This window comes from Streptomyces sp. G7(2002) (assembly GCF_028870195.1).
Classification (GTDB): domain Bacteria; phylum Actinomycetota; class Actinomycetes; order Streptomycetales; family Streptomycetaceae; genus Streptomyces; species Streptomyces nigrescens.
The window spans coordinates 2,483,918-2,500,411 of record NZ_CP102609.1; the positions used below are offsets into that span (position 1 = coordinate 2,483,918).

General features: G+C 73.3%; 13 protein-coding genes. 5 read left to right on the forward strand and 8 right to left on the reverse strand.

All coding sequences use genetic code 11. From position 1 onward, the window contains the following. Nucleotides 1-46 precede the first annotated feature (46 nt). Both NUT86_RS10065 and NUT86_RS10070 read right to left on the reverse strand, forming a co-directional pair. Nucleotides 47-1,162, reverse strand: a complete 1,116-nt coding sequence (locus NUT86_RS10065; RefSeq protein WP_274734735.1) for a DNA polymerase Y family protein — start codon at nt 1,160-1,162, stop codon at nt 47-49. Continuing rightward, nucleotides 1,159-4,764 (reverse strand): DNA polymerase III subunit alpha, encoded by a 3,606-nt coding sequence (locus NUT86_RS10070; RefSeq protein WP_274734736.1) that lies wholly within the window; start codon nt 4,762-4,764, stop codon nt 1,159-1,161. The genes NUT86_RS10065 and NUT86_RS10070 overlap by 4 nt, the downstream gene beginning before the upstream one ends. 218 nt (nt 4,765-4,982) lie before the next feature. Here NUT86_RS10070 and NUT86_RS10075 point away from each other — a divergent pair, with 218 nt between their 5' ends. Together NUT86_RS10075 and NUT86_RS10080 are read left to right on the forward strand one after the other, a co-directional pair. Continuing rightward, entirely contained in the window at nt 4,983-6,017 is a 1,035-nt protein-coding gene (locus NUT86_RS10075; RefSeq protein ID WP_274734737.1) for a DUF3533 domain-containing protein, read from the forward strand. 350 nt (nt 6,018-6,367) lie between these two features. After that, on the forward strand, nt 6,368-6,583 hold the full coding sequence (locus tag NUT86_RS10080; protein ID WP_018087905.1) for a tautomerase family protein: 216 nt from the start codon (nt 6,368-6,370) through the stop codon (nt 6,581-6,583). An 82-nt stretch (nt 6,584-6,665) separates the two neighbouring features. Here NUT86_RS10080 and NUT86_RS10085 read toward each other — a convergent pair whose 3' ends face one another. Next, entirely contained in the window at nt 6,666-7,436 is a 771-nt protein-coding gene (locus NUT86_RS10085; RefSeq protein WP_274734738.1) for an SDR family NAD(P)-dependent oxidoreductase, read from the reverse strand. A 108-nt stretch (nt 7,437-7,544) separates the two neighbouring features. On the opposite strand from NUT86_RS10085, the gene NUT86_RS10090 reads away from it, so the two are divergent. The 3 genes from NUT86_RS10090 to NUT86_RS10100 all read left to right on the forward strand — a co-directional run bounded on the left by NUT86_RS10090 (nt 7,545) and on the right by NUT86_RS10100 (nt 10,121). Then, nucleotides 7,545-8,204, forward strand: a complete 660-nt coding sequence (locus tag NUT86_RS10090) for a TetR family transcriptional regulator (RefSeq protein ID WP_159490172.1) — start codon at nt 7,545-7,547, stop codon at nt 8,202-8,204. 551 nt (nt 8,205-8,755) lie between these two features. Continuing rightward, on the forward strand, nt 8,756-9,196 hold the full coding sequence (locus NUT86_RS10095) for a subtilase-type protease inhibitor (RefSeq protein ID WP_018087908.1): 441 nt from the start codon (nt 8,756-8,758) through the stop codon (nt 9,194-9,196). A gap of 91 nt (nt 9,197-9,287) precedes the next feature. After that, nucleotides 9,288-10,121 carry a metallophosphoesterase family protein gene (locus NUT86_RS10100; protein WP_274734739.1) on the forward strand — a complete coding sequence of 278 codons (834 nt, stop codon included), beginning with the start codon at nt 9,288-9,290 and terminating at the stop codon, nt 10,119-10,121. An 88-nt stretch (nt 10,122-10,209) separates the two neighbouring features. Here the strand turns inward: NUT86_RS10100 and NUT86_RS10105 are convergent, their stop codons facing one another. The 5 genes from NUT86_RS10105 to NUT86_RS10125 all read right to left on the reverse strand — a co-directional run bounded on the left by NUT86_RS10105 (nt 10,210) and on the right by NUT86_RS10125 (nt 16,481). Next, nucleotides 10,210-11,286: a S1 family peptidase gene (locus NUT86_RS10105; RefSeq protein ID WP_018087910.1), complete on the reverse strand. Its 1,077-nt coding sequence runs from the start codon at nt 11,284-11,286 to the stop codon at nt 10,210-10,212. Nucleotides 11,287-11,740: 454 nt separating this feature from the next. Further along, complete coding sequence (locus NUT86_RS10110; protein WP_018087911.1) at nt 11,741-12,661, reverse strand: slipin family protein; 921 nt, start codon at nt 12,659-12,661, stop codon at nt 11,741-11,743. A 225-nt stretch (nt 12,662-12,886) separates the two neighbouring features. After that, nucleotides 12,887-13,795, reverse strand: coding sequence for a S1 family peptidase (locus NUT86_RS10115; protein ID WP_274734740.1), 909 nt, complete (start codon nt 13,793-13,795; stop codon nt 12,887-12,889). Between the two features lie 275 nt (nt 13,796-14,070). Next, complete coding sequence (locus tag NUT86_RS10120) at nt 14,071-15,420, reverse strand: NtaA/DmoA family FMN-dependent monooxygenase (protein ID WP_274734741.1); 1,350 nt, start codon at nt 15,418-15,420, stop codon at nt 14,071-14,073. Next, on the reverse strand, nt 15,420-16,481 hold the full coding sequence (locus NUT86_RS10125; RefSeq protein WP_274734742.1) for an LLM class flavin-dependent oxidoreductase: 1,062 nt from the start codon (nt 16,479-16,481) through the stop codon (nt 15,420-15,422). The genes NUT86_RS10120 and NUT86_RS10125 overlap by 1 nt, the downstream gene beginning before the upstream one ends. Nucleotides 16,482-16,494 lie beyond the last annotated feature (13 nt).

A 16,494-nucleotide genomic window follows, 5' to 3' on the forward strand; every position in this document is an offset into this window, starting at 1 on the left:
CACCGGGGCGCCGCGGGCCGGTCCGGACCGCACCACAGGGCAGGCCCTAAGGCCGGTCGCCGCCGCGGTCGCCTTTGGCCCCGGGGCCGAGGGGCTTGGTGCCCGGGGGCGGAGGCGTCCGGCCGAGGGTCGCCGCGGGCCGTACGCTCCCGGTCCCGAAGCGCGCCCTGGCCCGGTCGACGGCGGCCTCGATGCGGTGGGCCCTGTCGTCGGACGGGTCGAAGGTCAGCTGCCGCGCGGCGCGTTCGGCGCGGCACAGATCCTCCGCGCGCAGCGCCACGGACCGCACCCTCGCCCGCTGCAGCCCGAGCGCGGCATGCAGCGCATAGGCCGCCTCGGTCAGCGCGGGCCCGTGCGCGGTCGGCCCGTCCAGCCGCCGGGTGCGGGTGGTGGTGGAGCGGTCGGCGTAGCGGACGGTGAGGGTGAGCGCGCGGGCCACCTGCCCGCTCGCGCGCATCCGGGCCCCGAGGTCGTCGGCGAGCGAGAGCAGCGCACGGCGGCGCCTGGCCGGGTCCAACTCGTCGTGGGCGAAGCGGTGTTCGGCGCCCATCGAACGGGCCGCCGCATTGGGCGTCACCGGCGTCGGGTCGATACCGCGGGCCCGCTCGTACACGATCCGGCCCGTCCGGGCGCCGAGGATCCGCTGCAGGGTCGCGGGCGGTGCGGCGGCGATCCGGCCGATGCTGTCGAGTCCGTACGCACACAGGGCGCGCGCGGTCGCCGGGCCGACGCCGTGCAGTGCCGAGGCCGGCCGGCGGTCGAGGAACGCGGCGACGGTTCCGGCGTCATCGGGGACGCCCCGGATCTCGCCGGGCGCCGCCCCCTGGGCCGCCATCCGGGCGAGCAGCGGGTTGGCGCCGATCCCGATCGTGCACCGTACGCCGTGCCAGGCCAGCGCGCGCAGCCGCACCAGTTCGGCGATGCCCGTCGCGTCCCGGTCGAAGTAGCGCAGCGCACCGCGGACGTCCGCCAGCGCGGCGTCCGGCGGCAGCGCCTCGATCACCGGGGTGAACTGCGCCAGCAGCCCCAGCAGTTGCTCGAAACGCCCGGCGCTCACGGGGGTGCCGTCGGCGGTCCGGAACCGTACGTGCAGCATGCCCGGCTGCCGCGGGGCGCCGGGGGGATCCGGCGGTGCGGCGGGCGGCCTCGGCGCGGGGGTCATCCCGCGCTCCCCGGGCTGGAGTGCCACAACTTGCGCCCCGTGGCGGCGCGTTCACCGGGGGGCTGGAGGTCGGCCCACGGGTGCAGCTCGTAGCCGGTGCTCAGCCGGATGGTGCGGCCCGAGGCGGCGGCCGGCTCGGGCTCCCGGCCCGTCCCGGACTCCTCGCCGGACTCCTCACCGGCCCCCTGTCCCGGCCCCGCCGCCGGGGCGCCCGGCTCCGCCGCCGGGGTGTCCGCCTCGGCCGCCTCCGTGTCCGGCACCGCCGCGAGCCGGGCGGCGACCGCCTCCAGCCCGCCCTCGCGGCGCAGTTCGGCCAGCTCGGCGAGGTTCCAGGCGGCGGCGCCGACCACGCTGAAGCTGCGCGGACCGCGCCGCTGGACCGTACCGCGCACCAGCAGCAGCCAGGAGTGGAAGATCGTGTGCGCACAGGCCGCATGACTGTCGTCGAAGAAGGCGCAGTCGACCAGCCCCGTGCTGTCGTCCAGGGTGGTGAAGATGATCCGGCGGCCGGAGCGGATCGGCGGTGTCTGGGTGGCCGCCTTGGCCCCGGCGACCAGCACCGTCTCGCCGTGCCGGGCGCCGCGCAGCAGCCGGGCCGGCAGCGCGCCCAGCTCCGCGAGGAACTCCCGGTGGTCGGCCATCAGATGGCGGGAGGCGTCCATGCCGAGGACGCCCAGCTCGGCGCTGAGCCGTTCGACGTCGCTGAGGTCGGGCAGCCCGGCCGGCTCGACCGGATCGACCGGTTCCGCGCCCGCCCCGTCGAGGGCCCGGCCGGGCAGCGTCAGCTGACCCCCGGGCGCCCGCCGTCCGTGGCGGTGCAGCTCGGCGAGGTACAGCAGCAGGTCCCGCCGGTTCGCCCCGAAGGCGTCCAACGCGCCCACCCGGGCGAGGCGTTCGGCCACCGGACGGCCCGGCCTGGCGCGCTGCCACAGGTCCTGCAGCGAGTGATAGGGCTGTCCGGTCTCGATCCGCTGCGCCTCGGCCTCGCTCATCCCGTGCACATCGCTGAGCGCGAGCCGCAGCCCCCAGACCGCGGAACGGTCCCCCGGACCATCGCCGCGAAGGCCATCACCGGACACCAGTTCGATTCGATGAGCGACCGCCGACCGGTTCACATCCAGCGGCAGCACCGGCACCCCGCGCCGCCGCGCGTCCGCGAGCAGCAGCCGCTTCGGATACATCCCCGGGTCGTGGGTGAGCAGCCCGGCATAGAAGGCCGCGGGGTGGTGCGCCTTGAGCCAGGCGGACTGGTACGTGGGCACCGCGAAGGCCACCGCGTGCGCCTTGCAGAAGCCGTACGAGCCGAAGGCCTCGACGATCTCCCAGGTACGCGCGATCACTTCGGGTGCGTACCCGCGCCGCTCGGCGCACTGCGCGAACCAGGCGCGCACCCGGCCCTGCAGCTCCGGATGCGACAGCGCCCGCCGCTTCTCGTCACCCTCGTCCCGCCCGCAGCCCGTCATGATCCGCAGCAGCTCGATGATCTGCTCGTGGAACACCACCACCCCATAGGTCTCGCGCAGCGGCTCCTCCAGGTCGGGGTGCGGATAGCGGACCGCCTTGCGGCCGTGCCGGGCCTCGATGAAGGGCCGCACCATGTCGGCGGCGACCGGCCCCGGCCGGAAGAGGGAGATGTCGACGACCAGATCGTGGAAGGTGGCGGGCTGCAGCCTGCCGACCAGGTCACGCTGGCCCGGCGACTCGATCTGGAAGCAGCCGAGCGTCTCGGTCGAGCGGATCAGGTCGTAGGTGGCGGGGTCGCCGGGCGGCACCTGTGCGGGGTCGTCGAGATCGATCCGGCGCCCGGTGGCCCGGCCGATCTCGGCGACCGCATGCGCCATCGCGGACTGCATCCGCACGCCCAGCACATCGAGCTTGAGCAGCCCCAGGTCCTCCACGTCCTCCTTGTCGAACTGCGACATCGCGAAGCCCTCGCCGCTGGTCGGGACGACCGGCGTACGGTCCAGCAGCGTGGCGTCGGAGAGCAGCACCCCGCACGGGTGCATGGCGATACCGCGCGGCAGCGCGTCCAGCGCCTCGACCAGTGGCCACAGCTGCTCGCCGCCGGCCTCCCGCACCCCGCGCAGCTCCGGCAGCTCGGCCAGCGCCGCCCGCGCGTCCCGGGCGCGGATGTGCGGGAAGGCCTTGGCCAGCCGGTCCACCCGCGCCGGGTCCATGCCCAGGGCGGCGCCCACGTCCCGTACGGCGTGCCGCACGCGATAGGTCTCGGGCATCGAGACGGTGGCGACCCGCTCCGCGCCGAACCGGTCGAAGATCGCGCGGTAGACCTCCAGCCGGCGGGCGGACTCGACGTCGATGTCGATGTCCGGCAGCGCCGCCCGCCGCTCGGACAGAAAGCGCTCCATCAGCAGCCCGTGCTCGACCGGATCGGCGTGGGCGATGCCCAGGAGGTGGTTGACCAGGGACCCGGCGCCGGACCCGCGGGCCGCGACCCGGATACCCATCTCCCGTATGTCGTCCACGACTTGAGCGACCGTCAGGAAGTACGAGGGGAAGCCGAGCCGTTCGATCGTGCGCAGTTCGTCGTGCAGCCGCGCCCAGCGTTCACGGTCGTGGTCGTAGCCGCGCAGCACCATCCCGGCGGCACAGCGCGAGCGCAGCACCCGGGCGGCGGTGCGGTGGCCCGCGCCGACCAGCCGCGGCTCGGGGAAGTGGATACGGCCGAGCCCGATGTCGTCCTGCGGGTCGACCAGGCACTCCCCGGCGGTCTCCTCGGTCATGGCGAGCAGCCGGTGGGCCAGGCCGCGCCGGAACCCGGCCGCCTCGGCGACCCGCTCGGCGGCGTGGCTCATCGTGGCACCGTCCTTGAGCCAGCGCTCCCCGCTGTCCCGGGCCTCGGGCCGGTGCCGGTCCACCGGCACCAGCCGGCGGGCGGAGTCCAGGACGTCGGCGACCGGGCCCTGGCCGGGGTCGGCATAGCGGACCGCGTTGGTCAGGACGGCGCGGAGGCCCTGGTCGACGGCGAAGCCGAGGGTGCGGGCGGCCAGCCGCGGGGAGCCGGGTCCGCTGCCGGACCGGCCGTGGTCGACGACCTCCAGGCGCAGCGCCTCGCCGTACCGCTCGCGCCAGGGGGCGAGGAGCCGGGCGGCGCGGTCCGGGCGGCCGGCGGCCAGCGCCCGGCCGACCTCGGAGTCCGGTCCGAGCAGCACGGTCAGTCCGTCCGTGGCGGATTCCAGGGCGCTCCACGGGAGGACGGGCTGCTCACCCTGCCCGGCGTGGGCGGCCGAGACCAGCCGGCACAGGGCGGCCCAGCCGGCCGCTCCGTCGCGGGCCAGGAAGACGGCGCGGGCGGCGGACTCGTCGAGGAAGGCGCCGCCGCGCACCGGAGTGCGGCGGCGCGCGGTGGGCGTGGGCGCCGACTCGCGCTCCGCCACGGCGAGTTCGCTGCCGAACAGCGGACGGACACCGGCTTCGGCCGCGGCCTTGGCGAACCGTACGGCCCCGGAGAGCCCGTCCCGGTCGGTCAGCGCGAGGGTGTCCATCCCCCGCTCGGCGGCGCGCTCGGCGAGCCGCTCCGGATGGGAGGCGCCGTAGCGCAGGGAGAACCCCGAAGCGGTGTGCAGATGCGTGAACCCTGGCATCCGCACCTCCTGCACCTCACCCGCCCCCGGCTGACCTTGTATCCCTCGCTCCTCCTCCCACCATAACCCGTCCATCGAACATTCGTACGAAGACATACCGGAGGGCCGCTCCCCGATCCGCCGATCAGCTCCACCGATCTGCACACCTCTGCCACCAACCGGAAGATATGGGAACAAAAGCACCGGACCGGCAGCCGAAGTGTGGCGAGGAGCGAGCCATGGCCACGACGGACGACGGCACCCGCACCACCTTCCTCGGGGAGGTGAAGAGCGCGGTGACGCCCCATGCCTCGCTGCTGGTGCTCGGCGTCCTGGGGCTGATGATCGCGTTCATCACGTCGTACACCGGCGCCTTCCACCACCCCGTGCCGACGGATGTGCCGCTCGGTGTCGTCGCTCCCGCGCAGACCAGGGCGCAGCTGGTGGCCAAGCTGGACCGGCTGCCCGGCTCCCCCCTGGACCCGCGCCCGGTGGCCTCCGAACGGGCCGCCCGGCAGCAGATCGCGGACCGGACGCTCGACGGCGCACTGATCGTCAACCCGCGCGGGAGCACCGACCGGCTGCTGGTCGCCGGTGGCGGCGGCGCCTCCCTCGCCCAGGCGGTCGACACGGTCGTGCGCTCGGCCGAGAAGGCCGGACACCGCACCGTCCGCACGGTCGAGGTGGCACCCGCCGCCCCGGGCGACGGCCGCAGCCTGTCGTCCTTCTACCTCGTCGTCGGCTGGTGCGTCGGCGGCTATCTGTGCGCCGCGATCCTCGCGATCAGCGCCGGGGCACGCCCCTCGAACGGCCACCGGGCGGTCATCCGACTGGCCGCGCTCGCCGTGTACGCGCTCACCGCCGGACTGGCCGGCGCGATCGTCGTCGGGCCGGTGCTCGGCGCCCTGCCCGGCACCTTCTTCGGGCTGTGGGGGCTGGGCGCCCTGGTGGTCTTCGCGGTGGGCGCCACCACCCTGGCCTGCCAGGCCCTGCTGGGCATCCTCGGCATCGGCCTGGCGATCCTGCTGATCGTCATCCTCGGCAATCCGAGCGCGGGCGGCGCCTACCCCTACCCGCTGCTGCCCCCGTTCTGGCGCGCCATCGGCCCCGCCCTCCCACCGGGCGCGGGCACCTGGACGGCACGCTCCCTCGCCTACTTCCACGGCAACGCGATCACCGGCCCGCTCCTGGTGCTCGCCGCCTGGGCGGTGGGCGGGACCCTGCTCACCCTGGTTCTTTCGATCTTCCGCAAGAAGGGCGAGACCCCCTCATGAACGGGAAGGTGAGCCGCTTCGAAACCGGGCAGGCGTGAGGCCCGGCGGGACGTGAACTCCCCCGCAGTCCGGTACCCCCTGCGGCTCAACTCACCATTCGCAGCCGCAGCATGCCGAGAAGGGTGGTGACGGACGGACTTCGGCGGGCGGTCGGCGTAGTGATCCCACAGGCCGGGTCCCGCCCAGGTCAGCGCCGTGATCACCGGAGCACCTCCTCAAGCGGGTGTCGCAGGAGTCGATCTGCGACACTGGGAGAAACGTGCCGGCGCAAGCAGCGGTTGACATCACGTTCGACCCTGAAACCGGAGCGGCATGACGGCCGGATCTCACCATCACGTGGGAGGTATCCGATGCCATTCATCGACATCAAGGTGATCGCAGGGGTATTCACCCCCGAAGAGAAGCAGAAGATGGTCGAGGACGTCTCCGAGGCGTTGATCGCCATCGAAGGTGAGGCACTGCGACCGGTGACGCATGTGGTGATCACCGAGACGCCCAGTGGCGAATGGGCAATCGGCGGTAAGGCCCTGACAGCCGAAGACGTTCAGGCCAAGAGGGCCGGCTAGCCCGAACGTGACCGGCTCGGACACGCAGAGCGTGATGCCGTCGATGCGGTGACGGAGCCGTTCCACGGGAAGTGCGGCCGGCTCACATATGCGTACCGCCGTCGATCCGGACCTCCGTGCCGGTGATGAACGCGCCGTCCCGCGAGGCGAGCATCGCGATGACACCGGCGACCGTCTCCGGACCGGCGAAGCCTTCGCCGATGGCCGGAAAGAGCTTGGTGAACAGGGACATATCGGCGTCCTCGGGCAGCCCAGGAACCGGACCGCTGGTCATGCCGCTGGCGATGGAGCCCGGCGCCACACACACCGCGCGCAGCCCCTGCTTGCTGTACTCGCTCGCGATGGCATGCGTCATGGACTGGATGCCGCCCTTGCTCGCCGCGTACGCCGCCATGTACGGGTGCGCGAACGAGGCCGACGTGGAGCTGAAGTTGACCACGACCGGCGCCTCACCCTCCAGGAGAGCGGGCAGCGCCTCACGGATCATCAGGAAGGTGCCGGTCAGATTGATCGAGAGGACCTGGTTGAAGAGGTCCAGCCCGGTCTCGTGAGTGTGCGCGGCGCGCAGGATGCCCGCCGCGTTGACCAGGACGTCCAGACCGCCGAGCCCGGCCACCGCGGCGGCGACGCCCGCACGGACCGCCGCCTCGTCGGCCACGTCCAGCACCACGGTCTCCAGCCGGCCGTCGGTCCCCTCCGCGGCGGCACGGTCGGCGGTGATCCGCAGCCCCGCGGCATCGACGTCCGCCGCCACCGCCCGGCCGCCCTCGGCGAGGATCCGGTGGACGGTGGCCTGGCCGATGCCCGAGCCGGCTCCGGTGATCAGTACGCGGCGTCCGTCAAAGCGGTTCATGGTCCAGCTCCGTTCTCGAGGTACCCGGGCACGCTAACGCCCATGTGGCACGTCGTGCCACTCTCGCGTGGCATGCCGATCTGTCACAGCACTCCGTAAACTGAAGCCATGCCGACCGCGCCCCGCACCACCCCGCCGCCGCGCCCCTCGCTCACCGAGCGGCGGAAGGCCGAGACCCAGCTGGAGATCGCCCGCACCGCGGCGGCCCTGTTCGCGGAGCGCGGCGCCGCCGTCACCGCCGACGAGATCGCCCGCACCTCAGGGGTCGCGCTGCGCACCTTCTACCGCTACTTCCGCACCAAGGAGGACGCGGTGGTGCCGCTGCTCGCCGGCGGGGTGCGGGAGTGGATCGACGATCTGGCCACACCGCCGGCGGGCCAGGACACCCTCCCCGTGCGCGAGGCGCTGGAGCGGGCGGCCCACCGGGCACTGACCCCCGCCGACGAGCCGGCCGCCGAGGCGCTGCGCTGGACCCGCGGACTGCTGCGGGCGATGCCGGGCGATCCGGCGCTGCGCGCGGTCTGGCACCGGGTGCACCACGACTCCGAGGAGGCACTGCGGCCGGTCCTGGCACGGCTGACCGGCGCGGACCCGTTGACGGCACGGCTGGCCGCGGCCGCGGCGAACACCGCGATGCGGGTCGCGGTGGAGGAGTGGGCGGCGGGAGACGCGGCACCGGACGGACCGCGGGGGCCCGCCGAGCTGGTGGTGCGGACCCTGCGGGCACTGACGGCGGGGCTGCCGGAACTGGACGGGGCCACGGGGTGAAGGAGCGGGACGGCGAGGGGGACCCGGGCCGCCCCGGCGGCGGGGAGGGCGCGGCGGCGGGCGGCCGGAGGCTGTGAGGAAGGGCACGGCGGCGGGCGGCCGGAGGCTGTGAAGGAGGGCGCCGCGGCGAGCGGCCGGAGCCGGTGAGGGCGGGCACCGCGACGAGCGCACCGGGCCGGTAAGGCGACCGGCGGGCGGCCGGTTCTTACCTCTCCGGAGACCCCGGGCAGCACGGAGGGACCCTCCGGCCCCCCTCTTCGGCCAATCGCCGGAGATCGAAACCCGCCCGAACGACCGGTCGGCGACCGGATTCCTTCGTTCCGTGGCCGAGCGGCCCTTGCCCGGGGCACCCCGGGGGCGGCATCCCCGCTGGCCGCGCACGGCTTTCCCCCGGCCGTCCGACACCGCCCCCGGCCGGTTCGCGCCATTACTCTCAGCTTTCATCTAACGACTCAAAGCGATCGCTCCTTGTGTGATCGGGATGCTTTCGGAGTGCGGTTGGGCCAGACTCCCGTCCGGTATCTGCACCTTCGAGCAAGGGAGTGTTCGTCATGCGGTACATCACTGGGGCGGTCGCGCTCGGCGCAGCGCTGGTTATGGGCACGCTCGCCACCACCGCGCACGCCGTCGCCGCACCGGCGCAGCCCACGCGGACGGGCGGGCTCTACGCCCCGTCGGAACTGGTGCTGACGACCGGCCAGGGAGAGAGCCGCGCGACCGCCACGGTGCAGCGCGCCGTGACGCTCAGCTGTATGCCGGGGGCGCGGGGAAGCCACCCGAACGCAAAAGCCGCCTGCGCCCAACTGCGCACGGTGGCCGGTGACTTCAACGCGGTGACCGCCGCCACGTCGGACCGGCTGTGCACCAAGGAGTGGAACCCCTTCGTGGTCACCGCCGACGGCGTGTGGCAGGGCAAGCGCGTCTCGTACACCTACACCTTCGCCAACTCCTGCGCGATGGCCGACGGCATGGGATCGGTCTTCAACTTCTGACCCGACCATCGCTTCAGATCCCCGGGCACCGGACGGCGGTGCCCGGGGATCTGCCATGCGGTGGGGCGTTGACGGTCCCTAGGCTCGGCGCATGGACACTTCCGATCCCGGCAGCGACGCCGGACCGAACTCCGCCCGCCCGCACGGCGCGGGCGTCGCCGTGCTCTCCGACATCCATGCCGTGCTGCCGGCGCTGGAGGCGGTGCTCGCCGAGCCGGACGTCCGCACCGCCGACCGCATCGTGCTGACCGGTGATCTGCTCGCCGGGCCGCTCCCCCGCCAGACCCTGGCGCTGCTGCGCGGTCTCGGCGACCGGGCGGTGTGGATCAGCGGTAACGCCGACCGCGAGATGGCCGCGGTCCGGCAGGGGACGGGAGACACTCCGGCGGATCCGATGGACGCCTGGGCGGCCGGTCAACTCGGCCCGGACGACCTGGACTTCCTGGGGTCGCTGCCCGCCACCGCGACGCTGGAGGTGACCGGGCTCGGGCCGGTCCTCTTCTGTCACGCCACCCCGCGCAACGACACGGAGATCGCGCTCGTCGACTCCCGGCCCGAGCGCTGGGCCGAGGTGCTGGAGGGGGTGCCCGATGCCGTACGGACGGTGGTCTGCGGGCACACCCATATGCCGTTCGTCCGGTTCACCCACGGACGGCTGGTGGTCAATCCGGGGAGCGTCGGCATGCCGTACGGCAGACCGGGCGCCCACTGGGCGCTGCTGGGGCCGGGCGGCGGAGCGGTCACACTGCGGCATACGGCCTTCGATCACGAGGCGGCCTGCGCCCGGATCGCCCGGGAATCGGACTCTCCGTCGGCAGCCGCATGGGCGGATACCTATGTCCGGGCCCGGACCTCGGCCGAGGAGGCGCTGACTGCCTTCGGGCCGGGCGACGGCCGGGAGGCAGCCCCGGGCACGGGCGGCTGAGCGCCGCGGGACGGTGCCGGGTCCCCGGACGACGAGCGGATCCGGGGCCCGGCACCATGCGCCGAGCTGTGCAGGGTGTGCCTGCGGGTCAGCCGATTTCCGCGCCGTAGGCCTCCAGGGCCTCGGTGACCGGCTGGAAGAAGGTTTCGCCGCCGCCGGAGCAGTCGCCGCTGCCGCCGGAGGTGAGGCCGAGGGCGGTCTCGCCGTCGAAGAGCGCGCCACCGCTGTCACCGGGCTCGGCGCAGACGTCGGTCTGGATCAGACCCTCGACCGTGCCCTCCTGGTAGTTGACGCTGGCGTTCAGGGCCTTGACCGTGCCGTCGTGCACCTGGGTGGTGCTGCCGCTGCGCTGCACCTTCTCACCGACGGTGGCCTCAGCGGCTTTGGTGATCTTCTGGGTGCTGCCGTTGTAGAGGTTGACCTCGCTCGGGTGCGCGGTGTCACCGGTGTACTTGGCGAGCGAGTAGTCGTCACCGGGGAACTTGGAGTCCTCGGTGGTGGCGATCGCCGAGCCGCCCTGCTTGTCGGACCAGCTCTTGATGTCGTTGCCGCAGTGGCCGGCCGTCAGGAAGTGCGGCTGGCCGTCCTTGACGACGTTGAAGCCGAGCGAGCAGCGGGCACCGCTCCCCCAGATCGCGTCGCCGCCGCCGATGAAGGGCTTGAACTCACCCTTGCTGTGGCGGACCTCGACCTTGTCGCCGAGGGCCTCGGCGACCTTGGTGAGCCGGTCCAGCTTGGTGCCCTTGACCGTGCGGTCGGCGGTCACCACGACCTTGTTGCTCTGCGGGTCGATGCCCCAGGACGTGCCGGGGATGGTCGCCTTCGACTTCAGCGTCTGCCGGGCCGAGTCGAGCTGGGCGAAGGTGTGCTTGACGAGTCTCGCTTCCGCCCCCTTCGCCCGTACGGCCTTGGCCGCCGCCTTGTTCACGACGTTGACCACCAGCTTCTTGGCCTTGGCGTCGTAGAACGCACCGGCGGTGTCCGTCTTGAGCTGGGAGGCCAGGGTGGTCGCCGCCGCGGAGGTCAGCTTGGCGAGCGTGGGCTTGGGGGCGGGGCCCTGGGACGCGTTGGCGTTGGCGAGGGTGACGGTGGCGGTCGCGGCGAGGGCGAGCGCGCCCGCGCCCGCGATGACGGCGCGCCGGTTGGGTATGCGTCGGTGCTTCAACTCAGAGCCTCCCGTGGGGGGAAGAGCCCGGAAACCGTGGGGAGTTGTCCGGGCCCGGAGAGTGAGGGATCAGGACTGGCACGGGTCCGCCCCGGGAAGCGGCGTCTCGGGGAGTCGCGTCCATGCCAAGGTGGAGCCGAGTATTCCCATCCGCCTCACTCGCGCACAAGACCGAGTTCCGGTCTCACATGCGGGAGTTCACCCATTCGCCACACGAAGGACACACAGACATCCGCGCACCTCACTCCCGAGTGCGGACATCAGCGGGCACACGGGGCGCACGGCGGACGGCAACGTGTGAGGACTATAGCTGGCCGGAAAACACCGGCCGGGAACCGCCCCCCGGGCCACAGAAAACGCCGTATGTACCCACATCAATGGGGACATACGGCGCTCAGCGGAACATCGAGAAGGTAACGGCACCCCGCTTCAGGACCTCATCCGCGCGGGACGCCTACGGGAGGTCCTCCACCGGCGGGAGGTCCGCCAGCTCCGGCAGCGCGGTCTCCGCACCGTGCTCGACGGGCGTGCGCGGCGCCCGCGGCGCCGCCGGGGCGGCCGGCCGCCGGCCGCCGTCCCGCTCCGCCTCGGCCGCCTCGGTCTGCGCCTGGGCCTGCAGCCCGGACCGCTCCAGGAACCGCAGCAGCTCGACCGGGAAGGGCAGCACGAGGGTGGAGTTCTTCTCGGCGGCGACCGCCACCACGGTCTGCAGCAGCCGCAGTTGCAGCGCCGCGGGCTGGTCGGACATCGCCTCGGCCGCCTCGGCCAGCTTCTTCGACGCCTGCAGCTCGGCATCGGCGTTGATCACCCGGGCGCGCCGGTCGCGGGTCGCCTCCGCCTGGCGGGCCATCGACCGCTTCATCGTCTCCGGCAGCGAGACGTCCTTGATCTCCACCCGGTCGACGGTCACTCCCCAGCCGATGGCCGGGCTGTCCATCATCAGCTCCAGGCCCTGATTGAGCTTCTCGCGGTTCGACAGCAGGTCGTCCAGCTCGCTCTTGCCGATGATCGACCGCAGCGAGGTCTGCGCCATCTGCGAGACCGCGAAGCGGTAGTCCTCGACCCGGATGACCGCGTCGGCGGCGTCCACGACCTTGAAGTAGACGACCGCGTCGACCCGCACCGTGACGTTGTCGCGGGTGATGCCCTCCTGGGCGGGCACCGGCATCGTGACGATCTGCATATTGACCTTGCGCAGCCGGTCGACGATCGGAACGATCATGGTGAACCCCGGCTCGCGCACCTCGGAGACCAGCCGCCCCAGCCGCAGCACCACACCGCGTTCGTACTGCTTGACCACTCGCGCCGCCGCCATGAGATACACCGTGCCCGTGCAGGCCAGCGCCACCCCGGCCGTCACCAGTTCTTCGACCATCACGGCTCCCTGAAGATGTGCCGCACGTGTCCGAATCGCGCTGCTTACCATGGTATGCCCGGGCCCGGAGGGCGGTCGAGACGCGCGGCGGACGCGGCCGGGCCCCCGTCCGCCGGCGGACGGGGGCCCTCGTACCGCCGGAGCCGTCCGGCGTTCCGTGCAGGGATCTCCCGTGCGGACCCGGGCCGCGCGATCCCGGGTCCGTACGGACTCAGCCGGCCGGCGTCAGTAGACGCTGACGCCGTAGGCGCTCAGCGCCTCGGTGACGGGCTGGAAGAACGTGGTGCCGCCGGAGGTGCAGTCACCGCTGCCTCCGGAGGTGAGGCCGAGTGCCTTGGTCCCGGAGTAGAGGGGACCGCCGCTGTCGCCGGGCTCGGCACAGACCGTGGTCTGGATGAGGCCGGAGACGATGTCGCCGCCGCCGTAGTTGACGGTGGCGTTCAGTGCGGTGACCTTGCCGCTGTGGGTGCCGGTGGTGGAGCCCCGGCGGGTGACCGACTGGCCGACGGTCGGGTTGCCGGCGCTGGTGATGTCCTGGCTGCCGACCGTGCCGGCGTGGGCCACGGAGGAGTTCGTGTACTTCACGATGCCGTAGTCGTTGCCGGGGAAGCTGGAGCCTGCGGTCGGACCGATGCTCGTGGTGTGCGAGGAGTTGGTGTACCACGGCGGGTTGCCGTCGGTGCAGTGCCCGGCCGTCAGGAAGTAATAGGTGCTGCCGCTGCGGACGTTGAAGCCGAGCGAGCAGCGCCAGCTGGTGGCGTAGACGGCGTCGCCGCCGGAGATGAACTTGCGGAAGGTGCCCGCGACGCGGTCGATACGGACCGCGTCGGCGTTGCTGCCCGCGGCCCGCTCGATCCTGGCGATCTCGGCCCGGGAGACCGTGCGGTCGGCGGTGACGACCAGAGTGCGGGTCGCGCTGTCGACCCGCCACGCGGTGCCCGGGACATCCGCGGCACGTACCGCGTTGCCGGCGGCGGTGAGCTGAGCGGCGCTGAACGTCGTTGCGGGGGCGGGGTTCTGTGCGTTGGCGGTGGGGACGGCGATGGCACCGACGGCCACCAGTCCGGACGCCACGGCGATCAGCCGGGTGCGTCTCGCTATGCCGCTGCGGGGGGTGGTGCGCTCGTTCCTCACTGATTCCTCCGAGGGGATCGGGGGGCCGCCGGTGGGCAGCCCGTGAGGCGCAGCCGAAGGGCACGCGGGAATCCGCACGTTCATTTTCAGCGTGCCCCTGACAAGCGCTGAGCGGAGTCTCGGGCGCACCACCCCCGCAGCGCAAGAGGTCCGCACGGATGTCTCACGCCCGACACAGGGCCGCAATCTCCCCACCGCCCCCAGCACTCCGCCCCGGCAGCCGCGTTGACGGCTGCCGGGGCGGCGCTGACCCCCTCGGTCGAGGCTTGGACGGATCAGTGGACGTTGCGGTTCCGCTCCCCCGCCCGCGGCGCGGACTCCGGCAGCCCCAAGTGGGCGCGCAGCGTCGTGCCGGAGTACTCCGTGCGGTGGACACCGCGCTCCTGGAGCAGCGGTACGACACGGTCGACGAAGGCGTCCAGACCACCGGGCGTCAGATGGGGCACCAGGATGAACCCGTCGGCGGCACCGGTCTGCACATGGGCGTCCATCTCCGCGGCGACGGCCTCCGGGGTGCCGATGAAGGACTGCCGGCCGGTGGTCTCGATGACCGTCTCGCGGAGGGACAGGCCCTTGGCGCGCGACAGCGCCCGCCACGAGTCCGCCACGGCCTTCGGGTCGGCGATCCGGACGCGGCCCTGCGCCAGCTCGCTGCCGGGGTCCGGGTCGATGTCCGGCAGCGGCCCGTCGGGGTCGTACGAGGACAGGTCGACACCCCAGATCTGCTCCGCGGCCAGCAGGGCGTTCTGCGGGGAGACCTGCCGGCGGCGGATCTCGGCGGCCTGCTCCTGGGCCTCGGCCGCGGTGTCGCCGAGGACGAAGGTGACCCCCGGCATGATCTTGAGGTCGGCGGGCCGCCGGCCGTACGCCGCGAGCCGGCCCTTGACGTCGGCAAAGAAAGCGCGCCCGGCCTCCGGCCCGCTGTGCCGGGTGAAGATCACGTCGGCGGCGGAGGCGGCGAACTCCCGGCCCTCGGGCGAGTCCCCGGCCTGGATGACGACGGGGTGGCCCTGCGGGCTGCGCGGCACGGTGAACTCGCCGCGGACCGTGAAGTGTTCGCCGTGGTGGTCGACCGGCCGGGGCCGCCCGCCGTCCGTCCAGGAATCCCACAACTCCCGTGCCGTGGCGACGAATTCGGCCGCACGGGTGTAGCGGTCGGCGCGGTCGAGGTAGCCGCCGCGGCGGAAGTTCTCGCCGGTGAAGGCGTCGGAGGTGGTGACGACGTTCCAGGCCGCCCGGCCGCCGCTGAGATGGTCGAGGGAGGCGAGCCGGCGGGCGAGTTCATAGGGCTCGTTGAAGGTGGCGTTGACGGTGGCGGCCAGGCCGAGCCGGTCGGTGACCGCCGCCAGCGCGTTGAGCAGGGTGACCGACTCGGGTCTGCCGACCACGTCGAGGTCGTGGACGCGGCCCTTGTGCTCCCGCAGCCGCAGCCCCTCAGCCAGGAAGAAGAAGTCGAACAGACCGCGCTCGGCGGTGCGGGCGAGATGCTCGAAGGAGGAGAAGGCGATCTGGCTCTCCGACCGGGGGTCGGCCCAGACGGTGGTGTTGTTGACACCGGGGAAGTGCGCGGCGAGGTGTATCTGCTTGCGGCCCCGCGCTTCGGGGCCGGGGCGGGCCGGGCTCATCAGGAGGCCTCCCGGGCGAGGGCATAGCGGTTGGCGGGGCGCGGCAGGCCGAGGTGCTCGCGCAGCGTGGCGCCGGCGTAGCCGCGGCGCAGCAGGCCACGGTGCCGGAGCACGGGGACGGTGCCGTCGACGAGCAGCCCGAGGCCGCGGGCCGGGTCGGCGGGCCGCAGATGGAAGCCGTCGGCGGCGCCGTCGGCGTGCCAGTCACGGATCAGGTCGGCGAGCCCGACGGCGTCCGCCGAGCTGTCCAGCTCGACCGGCAGCGAGGCGAGGACGACCAGGCTGCCGGGGTCCCGGCCGTGCGCGCGGGCCCGTTCGCGCAGCTCGGCGCGGGCAGCGCCGGCGGTCTGCGGATCCTCCGCGCGGACCAGTGCGACATCGGCGTGGGCGGCGGCCACCTCGTGCAGCACCCGGTCCGCCGGCGCTGCGGCGTCCGCCGCCGTTCCGGTCACCTCGACGACGATGACCGGCCGGCCCTGCGGGGGTCTGGGGACGATGGAGGGACCGCGGACGGTGAAGGAGCCGCCGGTGAAGTCGACGTGGTGGAGCTTGTCCCGGTCGATGAACCGGCCGGTCGCCCGGTCGCGGATCTCGGCGTCGTCCTCCCAGCTGTCCCACAGCCGGGCGGCGACATCGGCGACCTCACCGGCCTCGCGCCAGACCTCGGCGGGCGGGGCCGCACTCCGGCGGCCGAAGAGCGCGGCATCGGCCTCGGTGGTGGACACCCCGACGGTCCAGCCGGCCCGGCCGCGGCTGACCCAGTCCAGGGTGGCGACGGCGGTGGAGACATGGAACGGCTCGGTGTGGGTGGTGGTGACGGTGGGGACCAGGCCGAGGTGTTGGGTGGTGGGCGCGACCCGGGCCAGTACGGCGAGCGCGTCGAGTCCGGGGCGGGTGAAGCTGTCGCCGAGGGTGACGAAGTCGAGGGTGCCGCGCTCGGCGAGCCGGGCGAGCGCCACGAAGTGCGCCGCGTCGTGGTCCGCCGCGTCGTGGTCCGCACCGGGCCGTGACGGGGCGTCCAGCGCGACGGCCAGATGCAGCGGGCGTGGGGGCAGGGACATGGGTGGGCCTTCC